The sequence below is a fragment of the Burkholderia sp. FL-7-2-10-S1-D7 genome (assembly GCF_001524185.1).
In the GTDB taxonomy this organism is placed as follows: Bacteria; Pseudomonadota; Gammaproteobacteria; order Burkholderiales; family Burkholderiaceae; genus Burkholderia; species Burkholderia diffusa.
Window position 1 is genome coordinate 190982 of sequence record NZ_LOWY01000017.1, and the last position, 14344, is coordinate 205325.

The following is a 14344-nucleotide window of genomic DNA, read 5'->3' on the forward strand; positions in this document are numbered from 1 at the left end:
GGATCGAATTGAGTCGGCGCGGAGCGGCGCGGCCGGGGCCAAGGATAAACCATTCCGCGCGGCCATCCTCAAAACAGGAGAGAAATCGGATGCTCGGCAACCTGGAACTCGTGATGCGGCTGGTTCTCGCGGCGGCGCTCGGCAGCGTCATCGGCTTCGAGCGGGAGCGCCTTTCGTGGGCGGCCGGCCTGCGCACGCACATGCTGGTCTGTGTCGGCTCGACGCTCATCATGATCGTGTCGGCGTTCGGTTTCGCCGATGTGCTGGGCAGCAGCGACCACATCGTGCTCGATCCGTCGCGGATCGCCGCGCAGGTGGTGTCGGGCATCGGTTTCCTCGGCGCGGGCTCGATCCTGCTGCGCGGCGAGATCGTGCGCGGGCTGACGACGGCCGCGAGCCTGTGGTCGGTCGCCGCGATCGGCCTGGCGGTGGGCGGCGGACTGTACGTCGCGGCGATTTCCGCGACGATCATCATCCTGATCATCCTGGCCGGCATCAAGCCGCTCGAGCGGCGCTACTTCACGGTGCGGCAGCGGCGTCAGCTCGCGCTGACGGTGGTGGGCGGCGCGCTCACGTTCGATTCGCTGCACGCGGCCCTCGGCCCCGACAGCGCGCGCGTGAAGCAATTCATCGTGCAGCGCGCCGACGACACGGGCGAGCACGACGAGGTGCGCATCGCGCTCGGGCGCGTGTCGGATCTCGAATACCGAGCGATCTGCGACAAGCTGCGCGGGTTGTCGTGCGTCACGCGATTCGAGGAAGGCAGCGGGTTGTCGGGCGACGAATAGACGGCATCCGATCGGCCGGATCGGCGATCGGTCATGCGACAATGGCCGGTCACTGATTCCGTTCGACATCCGGTTCCGCGTTCGCGGGCCTGTAATCCGACTCCATGACCGAATCCGTTTCCCTGCCTCGCTCCCGTTCCCGCTCCCGCTCCGACCGCTCGTCGGCCCGTTCGCGTCCGCGTTCCGTCGCGGCCGCGACAGACACCGCCGCCAGGGCAACCGCGCGGTCCGGCAACGCGACGGGCGGCGATGCGCCGCGGGACGAACGCACGCTCGACCTGTTCGGCGATCCGGTGCTCGAGCCGGCTGCGCGCGGGCCGCTGGTTTCGCGCGATGACGAGGCGGCGGGTGCCGACACGGTGGCCGCCGTCGCGGACAGCGATGACGCCGGCCGGCAGGCGATGCTGGATGGGTTCGGTACGCCGGGCGCCGACGGCGGGGCGGTCGAGCCGGCGCCTGACGTTGCGAAAACGACGGGGTCTGCATCGACGCGTGGAACCGGCGATGTGGCCGATGCCGAGGTCGCGCGCGCGTCCGCTACCGATGCCGATGCAACGCGGCTCGGCGAGGCGCGGCTGTCCGATGGTAGCGCCGCGACTGCAGCCGGCGAGCCGGCAACCGACGGCAGCCCGGTGAAGGCCGGCAGTGTGTCGGAAGCCGGCGACCCGGCCGGGACGCACGCCGATCGTTCGACGGCGAATGCCGGGGCGGCGGAAGGTGCGGTCGATGCGGTCGTCGGCGACCGACCCGTGAAAGCGGACGGTGAGCCCGAAGGCGCCGCGGTGCCGGCCCCCCGCGACGAAGCAGTGCGGACGCCCGGTGAGCCCACGAAGGGGCGTCGCGCGGCTTCCGGTGGCAAGCGCCGGGTGGCCGCAGGCGCACGCGAAGCGGCAGCGTCGCGCGGCGCGCCGGAAGCGCTGGCCGTCGACGCGCAGTCGGACGTGACCTCGGCGCAGCATGCTGCGCCATCCGCTGAGCCGTCGGCGACCGCCGAACCGGCGCAGCCCACGATTACCGCAGTTGCCGAGAGTGCCCGTGACGCCGCGCGAGCAGCCGCAGCGCCGGTCTCGCCAATCGTGCAGCCGGTTGCATCCGCGGCGTCGTTCGTGACGAAGCCGTCGGCGGATCGTGCGCAACCTGCCACGTCGAGCGCGTCGTCTATCGACCCCGACACGCAACTGCGCCCGCTGTCGGATCGGCTTGCCGCGCTGCAGGCCGAGACGGCCGGCATGAAGCAGGCGGCCGATCGCGAGATGCGTCGCGTCAACCGGCTGCTGCTGGCGCTGGCGGTCGTCGTGTTCGCGGGGCTCGTCGCGCTGATGCTGCAAACGCGGCAGATCGCGCACCTGAAACAGGAAGTTGACGCCCGGCAGCAGCGTATCGACCGGCTGGCTGCCGATCTGTCGACGCAGCAGGCAACGCTGATGACGCTCGCGGAACACCACGAAGCGATGCTGTCGCAGGTCGACCGGCTGCAGCGCAATGCGAACCGCGAGGCGGCGGCCGCGAAGCGCGCGCGTCGAGCGCATTAAATCGTCCGACCCTACCTGCAAACCCCGGCGTGACAAGGCGCGTCGGGGCGGGCCGTCGATCGGCGGTGGCGCGGGTGCGGCAAACTGATGCGGCGAGCTGGCAGAGTTCAGGGAAAACCCTTAGAATGGCATTCATCTAAGGGAAAACCCTAGACCCATCTGTCAGGAGTCTCACATGAGCTTCATTCTTGCCCTGCTGCAAAAGATCGACGACCTGTTCGTTTCCCCGCACCTGCCGCTCGACGCGGAATATTCGTACGCTGCGCGTCACGCCGAAGCCGAGCGCGTGCGTCGTGCGAACCTCGCGCCGATCGTCCTGTACCGTCGCTGATTCGCTGATTCGCTGATTCGCTGATTCGCTGATTCGCTGATTCAGCGCCGCGCTCGCCGCCACTGCCTGCCCGTTTTCCACCGCCGCATCGCGCGCCGGTGCGACCGTCCCGCTACACTGGAAGTCCGACCTCCCTCGCGACCCCGGGCCATGCTGCAGATGCGGCCGATGACGGCCGGCGAATTCCACGCATACCGCACGCGCGCCATCGACGGCTACGCGCGCGATCTCGTGTCATCCGGACAGAACGCGGCCGACGACGCGGCGAACCGCGCCCGGGCCTGCTTCGATACGCTGCTGCCCGACGGCCTGCTCACCTCCGGCCAGACGCTCGTCCAGCTGATCGACGCCGCGAGCGGCGACACGGTCGGCGACCTCTGGTACGCGATCGTGCCCGAAGGGCCGAACCGTACGCTGTTCATCTACGATCTCGACATCGTCCCGACCCGGCGCCGCCAGGGCTGGGCCATGCGCGCGCTCGATGCGCTGGAGGCCGAGGCGCGCCGTCATGGCGTCACCGAAATCGGGCTATCGGTGTTCAATCACAACACGGCTGCCCGTGCGCTGTATCGGGCGTGCGGTTTCGTGCCGATCACGACGACGCTGATCAAGCCGGTCGTCCAGAGCTGAGGCCAGTCCGCACGCGTCCGTGACGCGCGCTGCCGTTTTCCCGGCCTTCTTCCGGTGATCGGTCCCGACGCAGCGCATGCAATTTGCGCTCCGCCGGTCGGCACGCCATTTCCAATACGACAAGCGCCGGGCCTCCGTCGGATGACCCGTCGCCCGTCGTGGCCCGCATCAGCGTGCGCGGCCTTTCCATCTCCTCAGCAGTAGCGCGTTCGTCACGACGCTGACGCTGGAGAACGCCATCGCCGCACCCGCGATCACCGGATTCAGCCAGCCGAGCGCCGCGAGCGGCACCCCGATCAGGTTGTAGACGAACGCCCAGAACAGGTTCTGCTGGATCTTCCGATACGTCCGCTTCGAGATGTCGATCGCATCGGCGACGAGCGCCGGGTCGCCGCGCATCAGCGTGACGCCGGCCGTATGCATCGCGACGTCGGCGCCGGTCGCCATCGCGATGCCGACGTCGGCCGCGGCGAGCGCGGGCGCGTCGTTGATCCCGTCGCCGACCATCGCGACGATTCCGCCGTGCGTGCGTTTCAGTTCGGCCACCACGCGCGCCTTGTCGTCGGGCAGCACCTGCGCATGCACTTCGCCGATCCCGAGTGCCGCCGCGACGGCAGCCGCGCTGCCGCGGTTGTCGCCCGTGACGAGTACGCTCGCGACGCCACGCGCCGCCAGTGCCGCGACCGCGTCGCGCGCGCCCGGCTTCACGGTGTCGCCGAATGCGATCAGCGCGAGCACCGCGCGCGGCGCGTCGGCACGCATCAGCCACGAAATCGTGTTGCCCGCGCGCTCGAGTTCCGCGGCACGCGCGTCGAGTGCGGGCGGCACGACGATGCCGAGTTCGTCGCGCCAGCGGCTGCTGCCGAGTGCGAGAAGCTGACCGCCGACGCGCGCCTCGACGCCGCGTCCGGCCACCGCGCGCGCATCGGTCGCGACGACCTCGGCCGAACCAGCGCCGCCGCCGCGGGCCACGACGTCCGCATCTTGCGCGGCCACGACGGCGCGAGCGAGCGGGTGGTCGCTTTGCCGCTGGACCGCGGCCGCGAGAGCGAGCGCTTGCTCACGTGGGATGTCGACGGCCTCGAATGCCGTCACGGACGGTTTGCCTTCGGTCAGCGTGCCGGTTTTGTCGAACGCGATCACCGTGGTGCGCTGCGCGAGTTCGAGCGCCTCGGCGTCCTTGATCAGGACGCCATGGCGCGCCGCGACGCCGGTGCCCGCCATGATCGCGGCGGGCGTCGCGAGGCCGAGCGCGCACGGGCACGCGATGACGAGCACCGCGACCGCGTTGAGGATCGCTGTTTCGATGCCGGCGCCGGCGATCAGCCAGCCGACCAGCGTCAGCACGGCGATGCCGAGGATCGCCGGCACGAACACTTCGCTGACGCGATCGACGAGCCGCTGGATCGGCGCCTTTTCCGCCTGCGCGGATTCGACGAGGCGGATGATGCGCGCGAGCGTCGTCTCCGCGCCGATCGCGGTGGTTTCCACGACGAGCGCGCCTTCGCCGTTGATCGAGCCGGCCGTGACCGGATCGCCGTCGTCCTTCGGCACCGGCAGGCTTTCGCCGGTGATCAGCGATTCGTCGACGTGCGAGCGGCCCGACACGATCCGGCCGTCGACGGGCACACGCTCGCCCGGACGGATGCTGACGGTCGTGCCGACGCGCACCTGCGCCAGCGGCACGTCGCGTTCGACGCCGTGCTCGACGACGCGCGCGCGGTCGGGACGCAGCGCGTTCAGCGCGCGGATCGCCTCGGTGGTCTGGCGTTTCGCGCGCGCCTCGAGCCATTTGCCGAAGCGCACCAGCGTGATGATGACGGCCGATGCCTCGAAATACAGATGGCCGGGGTGCGCGGGGTCGCGCAGCAGCATCCACAGGCTCAGGCCGAACGCGGCCGACGTGCCGAGCGCGACGAGCAGGTCCATGTTGCCGGTGCGTGCCTTCACCGCATGCCAGGCGGCGCGGTAGAAGCGGGCGCCGAAGCCGAACTGGACGATCGACGCGAGCACGAGCTGCAGCCAGCCGGGCAGCATCGCGTCGATGCCGAACGGCGCGGCGAGCATCGGCACGACGAGCGGCACGCTCAGCACGGCCGAGCCGATCACGAGATTGCGTTCGTGGATCGCTTCGCGGCGCTTGCGGGCGTCGGGGGCTTGCGTGGGTTCGCCGGCGCGGGCGTCGGCGTCGGTCGAGGCGCTCGGGTCCGGCGCAACGGCGAGCGACGCCCGATAACCGGCCGTCGTGACCGCCGCGATCAGCGTGGTGGCGTCGAGCGCGCCGGTGCCATGCACCGTCGCGCGTTCGGTCGCGAGATTGACCGACGCGCGCGTGACGCCAGGCACGGCGGCCAGCGCCTTTTCGACGCGGCCGGCGCAGGATGCGCACGTCATGCCGCCGATGTCGAATTCGACATCGCGGGAAGCGGCCGGCGGCGGCGCGGCGACCCATGTCGCGCCGTAACCGGCTTGCCGCACGGCTTCGGCCAGTTGCGACGCGGAAACGTCCGGTGCCGCGTCGATGGTCGCGCGCTCGGTGGCGAGGTTGACGGACGCGCGCGTGACGCCGGGCACCTTCGCCAGCGCCTTTTCGACGCGCGACACGCACGACGCGCAGGTCATGCCGTCGATGTCGAGTTCGATGCTGGCGGCGGGCGCGGGCAGTGCCGTCGCCGCCGTTGCGGGCCGGGCGTGCGCGTGCATCGCGTGGTCGACGTGCGCGGACGCAACGGTTTCGACCGCCGCTTCGCGCACGGCCGCGCGATAGCCGGCGGCGTCGACCGCGGCGATGAGCTGCGCAGGCTCGACCGTGTCCTGCGCGGTCACCGTCGCCGCATGCGCGTCGAGATCGACCGCGGCATCGACGACGCCCGGCACGGCGGCCAGCGCACGCTGCACGCGGCCCGTGCAGCCGCCGCAATGCATGCCGTCGACGGTCAGTTCGATCGTCTGCATGTCGGCGGAGGCGAGTGGTTCAGTCATGTCGGATTCCCCAAAAGCGCGGTTCGTGCCGCGACTGACTCCAGTATCAACATTCCCACGATGGGAAGGTCAAGGGGTGGCGATGCAATACGGGATCGTGCCGACGGCCGACCCATTCTCGCCCGTCATGCTGCCCCGCGCAGGTGTCGGGCAGCTCCGGACAAGGGCCGGATCGATGGAAGTCGTGGCTGACGACAGCCTGGCTACCGCTGCGCCCGATATTCGGCATATTGGGGGATGCCCTTAGGCGCTATGATACCGGCCTGACATCAGCGCCCGCTCAGCGAAGCGGCGACCGGGCACGCTGGGGTGCCTTGCTTTCGCCGATCGTGAGTCGAACAAGGCGTTGACTGACAAGAACGATATTCGGCCAGTACTCAATGATTGAAAACCTACGAGAATCAATTTCTCTGCGTCGCGCGGCAGGCGCGTCGCTGGCCCTGGCGGCGCTGCTGTCCGGATGCGCGTCGCAACCGGACGCGATCCAGCGGAAAACCGGCTGGATGCGCGCCGAAGTGGCTGACTCCTATATATATGCGTATCCGCTCGTGCTGATGGACGTCGCGAAGGAAGCCGCGACGGGCGGCGACAGCGCGCAGCCGGGCCAGGCGCCGCTCAACACGCTGCGTCACGCGCAGGCGCTGCCGCCCGTCGGCGCGCTCAACCCGCCGCTGCCGGGCGTCGACACGCTCGACTCGACCGGCTGGCTCGACGTCGGTGCCGAGCCGGTGATCGTGACGCTGCCGGATACCCGCGGCCGCTACTGGGATGCCCGCGCGCTCGACATGTGGACGAACGTGCTGTGGTCATCGTCGAGCGTGGCGGCGCGTGGCGCTCGCGGCGCCGCGCGATCGCAAACGATTGCCTTCGCCGCGAAGGACTGGCAGGGCACCCTGCCGAAGGGCGCATTGCGTATCGACGTGCCGTCGGCCAACGCGTGGCTCGAAGTGCGGCTGCAGACGAGCGGCGGGCGCGACCTCACGAATGTGAAGAAACTGCAGCGGGCGATCCGCGTGGTGCCGCTGTCCGTCTATACGGGCAGCACGCGTGGCGCGTCGGTCGCGGTCCATGCGGGCAGCGCGCCGTTGGAAGCGGTGAGCGGCGGCACGCCGGCCGAGCAGGTGGCCGCGCTCGACCCGAAGGCGTTCTTCACGCGCTTCGCGCAGGCGCTGCAAGACAACCCGGCACCGGCCGACGACGCGCACGCGAGCGAATTGCTCGGCGACATCGGCGTGAGGGCCGGCTATCCGGTGCTGTGGACGGGGGATCGCCTGAGCGCCGCGACGGCCGGCGTCGCCGAGGCGCGCGCGCGGCTCGCGACGCCGCCGTCGAACCTGCTGAGCGCGAACGGCTGGAGCTGGATCGGCGACACGGCCGGCAAGTACGGCCAGGACTACGCGCTGCGCGCGTACGCGGCCTACACGCAGTTCGGCACCGCGACGCGCGACGACGAGACGCTCGCGCTCGTGCGCGTCGACAGCGACGGCCACTCGCTGAACGGCGCAAACCGCTACGTGCTGCATTTCGCGCCGGGCGCGCTGCCGCCGGTGCGCGGGTTCTGGACGCTCACGCCGTACGCGACGAATGGCGCGCTGCCCGACGTCGGCTCGGCGCGCCGCTCGCTCGGCGACCGCGACCGCCTGCGCCGCAACCGCGACGGCTCGATCGACGTGGTCGTGTCGGCGTCGCCGGGCGGCACGCATGCGGCCAACTGGCTGCCGGCGCCGCGCGCCGATTTCGCGCTCGCGCTGCGACTCTACGCACCGAAACCGCAGGCGAGCGACGGCTCGTGGATGCCGCCCGTCGTCGTCCGAAAATGAACCGATGGGCGCCGCCACTGTCCGATGCGCGGGCGCGGCGGCCTCGCCCGACCGTCGTTCCGTCACCACCTGAGCCTATACTTTCGGGATAGCGTGCGCGGCCGTGCCGGTTTTCCGGCGCGGCCGGGCATCCATTCCCGAGGCATCCAAGCATGTCAAGCGCAGACAAAGAAACCAAATCCTCGACCCTTCATGCCCTCGGCGGCGTGGCACGCTCGCGCCGGACCCGGCGCATCGGCCTCGGCGTGCTGATCTTCCTCGTTTTATTCGGACTGCTCGGATTCTTCGCGGCACCGCCGCTGATTCGTCACATCGCTGAACAGCAACTGAGCCAGCAGCTCGGCCGGCCGTCCACCATCCAGCGCATCGCGCTGAACCCTTACACGCTGAACCTCGAAGCCGACGGCGTGCACGTCGGCGAGCGCGGCGGCCAGGGCGACTTCATCGACATCGGCAAGCTCGTCGTGCGGCCGTCGTGGTCGTCGCTGTTCCGCGGCGCGCCGATCGTCAACGAAGTGCGCGTCGACTCGCCGCGCTTCCATGTCGTCCGATACGACGCGCAGCGCTTCAATTTCACCGATCTGATCGAGAAGTTCTCGACGCCGTCCAAACCCGACAGCAAGCCGACCCATTTCTCGGTGTCGAACATTCAGGTCAACGACGGACGGATCGACTTCGACGACCGCCTGCTGAACGAACAGCACGTGGTCGACAACTGGACGCTCGGCATTCCGTTCATCGCAACGCTGCCGTCGAAGACCGACATCTTCGTGCAGCCGAAGCTGCGCGCACGATTCGACGGCAGCCCGATCGCGATCGACGGCAAGACGAAGCCGTTTGCGCTGTCGCGCGAGTCGGAAGTCGCGCTGCAGTTCGACCGGCTCGACGTGCCGAAGCTGATTTCGTACGCGCCGGCGAAGCTGCCGGTGATCGTCACGAGCGGCCTGCTGAGCAGCGACCTCACGCTGAACTTCGTGATGAGCGGCGACACGCCGTCGCTGCGCGTGTCGGGCACCGTCGATCTCAACGAAGCGAAGGTGACCGACCGCGCGTCGGCGCCGCTGTTCGCCGCGCGCGGCGTGCACGTCGCGGCCGCCGGCCTCGAGCCGCTGCGCAACGTGCTGCATTTCGACGAGATCCGGCTCGACCAGCCGGTCGTCGACCTGGCGCGCGACAAAGAGGGCGTGCTGAACGTCGAGAAGCTCGCCGGCCCGCCGGCCGCCGCGCCGAAGGCCGACGCGGGCAAGCCGGCCGCATCGGGCGCCGCCGCATCGACCGCCGTCGCCAACGCCGCGAGCGGTGCGAAGGTCGAAGCCGCCGCGAAGGAAGCGCCGCCGCTCGACCTGACGATCCGTCATTTCGCGATCGACGGCGGCACGATCAACGTCGACGACCGCGTGCCTGCGACACCGACCGCGATGTCGCTGACGAAGCTCGCCGCGACGCTCGACGGCTTCACGCTGCAGGGCAAGACGCCCGCGAAATACACGCTGTCGACGTCGCTGTCGCGCGGCGGCGACGTGAAGGCCGAAGGCGCGTTCAGCCTGGCGGCGAAACAGGCCGACACGAAGCTGACGGTCGACGCGCTCGCGTTGCCGGCGCTGCAGCCGTATCTCGGCGAGGCGACCCGTGCGCGCGTGCTCGACGGCACGCTCGGCGCGAGCGTCAACGCGAAGGCCGACTGGGGCAAGACGCCGCTCGACGCGCAGGTCGCCGACAGCACGGTGAGCCTGAAGTCGCTCAAGCTCGCGACGCCGGACGCGAAGGCGCCCGCGATCGTGCTGCCCGACGCGAGCGCGAAGATCGCGAAGGTCGACGTCGCCGCGCGCACGGCGGAAATCGCGAGCGTCGATGCGACCGGGCTCGCGCTCGACGTGAAGCGCCTGAAGGACGGCAAGATCGACCTGGCTGCGCTGGCCGAACCCGCGCAGAAGGCGGTGCCCAAGCGCACGGTCGCGCGCAAGGCCGAGGCGGCCGCGCCGTCGTGGCATTACCGGATCGACGCGCTGAACGTGAAGGAGTCGTCCGCGAACTTCACTGACCTGTCGACGCCGCGCCCGGTGAAGCTCGCGATCAAGCCGCTCGACCTGTCGGTGCAGAAGATCAGCGACGACGTGACGAAGCCGCTGCCGGTTCAGCTGAAGGCGACGCTGAACCGCAAGGGCTCGGTGAACGTGTCGGGCGACGTGACCGCGCAGCCGCTGAAGCTCGGCCTGAAGATCAACGGCAACCGCCTCGACGCGGCTGCGTTCGAGCCGTACTTCGGCAGCGCGCTGAACGCGACCATCGCGAGCGCGCTGCTCAACGCGCAGGGCAACCTGACGTTCGCGCAGGTGAAGGACGTGCCGCGCGCGACCTATCGCGGCGATGTTGCGCTGGTCGACGTGCGGATGCTCGACAAGGCGACGTCCGACCCGTTCGCGGGCTGGCGCTCGCTCGCGCTGTCGAACCTGAAGGTGAACTACGACGAGAAGGGCACCGACGTCGACGCCGCGCGCGTGACCTTCTCGAACTTCTACGGCCGCGTGCTGCTCGATGCGCAGGGGCGGCTGAACCTGAAGGACGTCGTCGCGAAGGAGACGGGCCCCGCGCAGTCGCTCACGCGCGATGCGAGCAAGAACGAACCCGTGCCGCTGTCGCCGGGCATGACGCCGCCGGCCGCGGCCGTGCAGCAGGCATCCGCGCCGGCCGCCGCATCGGCGACGGTCGTCGTGAAGGCCGCGCCGCCGCCGCAGAATCCGGTGCGCATGCATTTCGGCCAGCTCGTGCTGCAGAACGGCCGCGTGACCTACACCGACAACTTCATCAAGCCGAACTACACGGCGAACCTGGTCGCGATCAAGGGGACGGTCGGCGCGTTCGGCACGGACTCGACGACGTCCGCGCCGGTCGACGTCGCCGCGAATCTCGCGGGCAACGGGCCGATCTCGATCAAGGGCTCGGTGAACCCGCTGATCGACAAGCCGGCGCTGGACCTCACGGCGACCGCGCATGACATCGAGCTGACCAACCTGACGCCGTACTCGGCGAAGTACGCCGGCTACCCGATCACGAAGGGCAAGCTCAACGTCGACCTGCATTACGAGCTCGCGAACGACCAGTTGAAGGCGAACAACCACATCTTCATCGACCAGCTCACGTTCGGCGATCACGTCGAGAACGACACGGCGACGAAGCTACCCGTGAAGCTCGCGATCTCGCTCCTGAAGAACACGCGCGGCGAGATCGACGTGAACCTGCCGGTGTCGGGCTCGCTGTCGAATCCGGAGTTCAGCGTCGGCGGGCTGATCTGGCGCGCGGTGCTGAACCTGATCGCGAAGGCCGTCACGTCGCCGTTCACGCTGCTCGCGAACGCGTTCGGCGGCAGCGGCGAGGATCTCGGGTACGTCGAGTTCGAGCCGGGCTCGTACGCGCTGACCGACGCGCAGCAGAAGAAGCTCGACACCGTCGTGAAGATGCTGACCGAGAAGCCGTCGATCCGGCTGGACCTGATCGGCCGCGTCGATCCGGCGAAGGACACGCCGGGGCTGCGCGACGCGTACGTCGAGCGGCTGGTGCGTCAGCAGAAGCTGAAGGACGTGGTCGGCCAGGGCGAAAGCATCGATCCGATGTCGGTGAAGGTCGAACCGGCCGAGTACACCAAGTACCTGACGCGTGCATACAAGGCCGCCGACTTCAAGAAGCCGCGCAACCTGATCGGCCTGCAGAAGACGCTGCCCGATGCGGACATGAAGAAGGCGCTCGCCGATCACGCGCCGGCCGACGACAACGCGCTGCGCGCGCTCGCGCAGCAGCGCGCGCAGGCCGTGCGCCAGTACCTCGACGGCAAGATCGATTCGAGCCGCATGTTCGTCGTGGCGCCGAAGCTCGATGCGAAGGGCATCGAGGACAAGGGCGCGACGACCCGCGTCGACTTCGGCCTGCAGTAAGCCGCGTCACGCCATCATCCGCCGCCGCCGCGCCCGACCGGCAATCGGGCGCGGCGGCGCGCCTTCCTCTCAGCGCTCGGCGATCGCCGGTTCGCGCTTGTCCAGCTCCTTCCTCGCGGCCAGCGGCAGGCGGGCATCGTCCCACTGCGTCAGCCACTCGACCTCCTTCGCGGTGAACACCTGTCCGTAGTTGCGCAGCGCGTACTGCAGCGCATCGACGACGTGGTGGCGAATGATTTCGGGGGTACGTGCATCGTCCAGCACGAACCGGAGAGCTTCCAGGGTCGACATACTCGTGCTCCGGGTCAGGGAAAACCCTTTATCACACGCCAATAGTCATACGCCAAGTGCGAAAAAAATGCCGCGGCGGGCGATGGCGCGCACGATGCACCGGCCCGGTGCGAACGTCGCGGCGTGCGCCCGCTCGCCTTGCTTTGCGACGGCGTCGTGTCACTTGCGATTGGTTACGTTTGACAGAAAACAGAAAGCCTCGCTTCATCGGACCGCCGCACGATCCGGCCATATTTTGCTCGCCTGTTGGCAGGTCACGCAGTTCAACGTCAATCGATGAGGTGGGGTGATGATGTCTTTCCTTGGTAAGCAGCGGAAGGTGGCGGCGATGGTGGCGGGCGCGCTGGCGCTCGCAAGCGCGGGTGTCTACGCGGCGCAGGACGACGGCAACGGTCACGGCAAAGACGCCGACCGCGGCCGGCGCGTCGTGAAGCACGTGCTGCTGATCAGCGTCGACGGCCTGCACGAGCAGGACCTCGCGCGCTGCATCGGCGCGAACACGTGTCCGAACATCGCGGCGCTCGCGCAAAGCGGCGTCACGTACACGAACGCCTATACACCGGGCCTGTCGGATTCGTTCCCGGGCCTCGCGGCGCTCGTGACGGGCGGCTCGCCGAAGACCGCCGGCCTGTTCTACGACGTGTCGTACGACCGCAATCTGTATGCGCCGAGCGACACGACCTGCTCGGGCAAGCAGGGCTGGAACGTCGTGTTCGACGAGACGACCGGCATCGATGCCATCAATGGCGGCGCGCTCGTGCACCTTGACGGCGGCGGCGCGTTCAACCCGCAGGCGATCCCGCATGCGAAGGTCAATGGCCAGTGCGTGCCGGTCTATCCGCACAACTACGTGAAGACCAACACGGTGTTCGAGGCCGTCAAGGCCGGCGTGCCGAACGCGTACACCGCGTGGGCCGACAAGCACGCGTGGGGCTACGACTGGCTGAACGGCCCGTCGGGCACCGGCGTCGACGATCTGATGCGCACCGAGATCAACTCGATCGACCCGGCGACGAACACCAACTACACGGACGTCTATTCGCATACCGCGCGCTTCGACAACCTGCACGTGCAGGCGCTGGTCAACCAGATCGACGGCCGCGACTCGACCGGCACGAAGAACGCGCCGGTGCCGACGCTGTTCGGCGCCGACTTCCAGACGCTCAGCGTCGCGCAGAAGGCGCCGGTCGCGAACGGCGGCGGCTATCTCGACGCGAACTTCACGCCGAACGGCCAGGTCGCGAACGCGATCACGTACGTCGACAACTCGATCGGCCGCATCGTCGACGAGTTGAAGCAGCGCAACCTGTACACGTCGACGGCGGTGATCGTCACGGCGAAGCACGGCCAGTCGCCGACCGATCACACCAAGCTCGTGAAGAATGGCGACACGCTGACGAAGCTGCTCGAAGCGAACAACTATCTCGACCCGAACGGCAACTTCGGCCAGAACAACACGACGACGGGCAACCTGAACGACGGCTCGGGCCTGGTCGGCACGGGCTTCGTGCAGACCGACGACGTCGGCCTGATCTGGCTGCGCGACCGCGGCCAGCGCACGGCCGTGGTCCAGACGCTGAAGGCGAACCTCGGCTGCAACGCGCCCGGGATCTGCGCGGACGGCTCGCAGGCGTACATCCTGTACGGCGCGGCGCTGGCCGAACGATTCGGCGATCCGGCCAACGGCCGCACGCCGGACATCATCGTGCAGCCGAATCCGGGCGTGATCTACACGTCGAGCACGAAGAAGGACGAGGAGCACGGCGGCAATGCGCCGGACGACAGCCACCTCGGCCTGCTCGTGTCGTATCCGGGTCTTCACCGCGCGCGCATCGTGAACGATCTCGTCGGCACGAAGCAGGTCGCGCCGACGATCCTCGGGCTGCTCGGCGCCGATCCGAAGCTGCTGCACGCGGTCGTGGCCGAGAACACGCACGTGCTGCCGGCGCTCGGCATCGACCACTGACGCAACGTGAGGGGCGGTACGGCGACGTGCTACGGGCGCCGCCGTGCCGCCCAGGCGTGCCCGGCCTTGTCGGGC

General features: G+C 69.2%; 9 protein-coding genes. 7 read left to right on the forward strand and 2 right to left on the reverse strand.

Going from position 1 to position 14344, the window contains the following annotated elements; genetic code table 11:
* The first annotated feature begins 89 nt into the window (after window positions 1-89).
* From WS75_RS09705 to WS75_RS09715, 4 genes are all read left to right on the forward strand, one after another.
* Window positions 90-788 (forward strand): MgtC/SapB family protein, encoded by a 699-nt coding sequence (locus tag WS75_RS09705; protein ID WP_059680280.1) that lies wholly within the window; start codon window positions 90-92, stop codon window positions 786-788.
* Window positions 789-892: 104 nt separating this feature from the next.
* A complete protein-coding gene (locus WS75_RS09710) occupies window positions 893-2320 on the forward strand; it encodes a hypothetical protein (protein WP_059680281.1) in 1428 nt (475 codons plus the stop codon).
* A gap of 175 nt (window positions 2321-2495) precedes the next feature.
* A complete protein-coding gene (locus WS75_RS34065; protein ID WP_179948891.1) occupies window positions 2496-2651 on the forward strand; it encodes a hypothetical protein in 156 nt (51 codons plus the stop codon).
* Between the two features lie 150 nt (window positions 2652-2801).
* Complete coding sequence (locus WS75_RS09715) at window positions 2802-3281, forward strand: GNAT family N-acetyltransferase (protein WP_059680282.1); 480 nt, start codon at window positions 2802-2804, stop codon at window positions 3279-3281.
* Window positions 3282-3449: 168 nt separating this feature from the next.
* On the opposite strand, the gene WS75_RS09720 is transcribed toward WS75_RS09715, so the two are convergent.
* Complete coding sequence (locus WS75_RS09720) at window positions 3450-6263, reverse strand: heavy metal translocating P-type ATPase (protein WP_082729548.1); 2814 nt, start codon at window positions 6261-6263, stop codon at window positions 3450-3452.
* 380 nt (window positions 6264-6643) lie between these two features.
* On the opposite strand from WS75_RS09720, the gene WS75_RS09725 reads away from it, so the two are divergent.
* Entirely contained in the window at window positions 6644-8083 is a 1440-nt protein-coding gene (locus WS75_RS09725; RefSeq protein ID WP_059680283.1) for a DUF1254 domain-containing protein, read from the forward strand.
* A gap of 152 nt (window positions 8084-8235) precedes the next feature.
* Complete coding sequence (locus WS75_RS09730; protein WP_059680284.1) at window positions 8236-12012, forward strand: DUF748 domain-containing protein; 3777 nt, start codon at window positions 8236-8238, stop codon at window positions 12010-12012.
* A 69-nt stretch (window positions 12013-12081) separates the two neighbouring features.
* Here WS75_RS09730 and WS75_RS09735 read toward each other — a convergent pair whose 3' ends face one another.
* Window positions 12082-12303: a hypothetical protein gene (locus WS75_RS09735; RefSeq protein WP_059448952.1), complete on the reverse strand. Its 222-nt coding sequence runs from the start codon at window positions 12301-12303 to the stop codon at window positions 12082-12084.
* 289 nt (window positions 12304-12592) lie between these two features.
* On the opposite strand from WS75_RS09735, the gene WS75_RS09740 reads away from it, so the two are divergent.
* On the forward strand, window positions 12593-14269 hold the full coding sequence (locus tag WS75_RS09740; protein ID WP_059680285.1) for an alkaline phosphatase family protein: 1677 nt from the start codon (window positions 12593-12595) through the stop codon (window positions 14267-14269).
* Window positions 14270-14344: the final 75 nt, after the last annotated feature.

Coding starts and splice junctions, on each gene's coding strand:
- WS75_RS09710 (WP_059680281.1), top strand. CDS start 893: ATGACCGAATCCGTTTCCCTGCCTCGCTCCCGTTCCCGCTCCCGCTCC.
- WS75_RS09715 (WP_059680282.1), top strand. CDS start 2,802: ATGCTGCAGATGCGGCCGATGACGGCCGGCGAATTCCACGCATACCGC.
- WS75_RS09735 (WP_059448952.1), bottom strand. CDS start 12,303: ATGTCGACCCTGGAAGCTCTCCGGTTCGTGCTGGACGATGCACGTACC.
- WS75_RS09705 (WP_059680280.1), top strand. CDS start 90: ATGCTCGGCAACCTGGAACTCGTGATGCGGCTGGTTCTCGCGGCGGCG.
- WS75_RS09725 (WP_059680283.1), top strand. CDS start 6,644: ATGATTGAAAACCTACGAGAATCAATTTCTCTGCGTCGCGCGGCAGGC.
- WS75_RS09740 (WP_059680285.1), top strand. CDS start 12,593: ATGATGTCTTTCCTTGGTAAGCAGCGGAAGGTGGCGGCGATGGTGGCG.
- WS75_RS09720 (WP_082729548.1), bottom strand. CDS start 6,263: ATGACTGAACCACTCGCCTCCGCCGACATGCAGACGATCGAACTGACC.
- WS75_RS09730 (WP_059680284.1), top strand. CDS start 8,236: ATGTCAAGCGCAGACAAAGAAACCAAATCCTCGACCCTTCATGCCCTC.
- WS75_RS34065 (WP_179948891.1), top strand. CDS start 2,496: ATGAGCTTCATTCTTGCCCTGCTGCAAAAGATCGACGACCTGTTCGTT.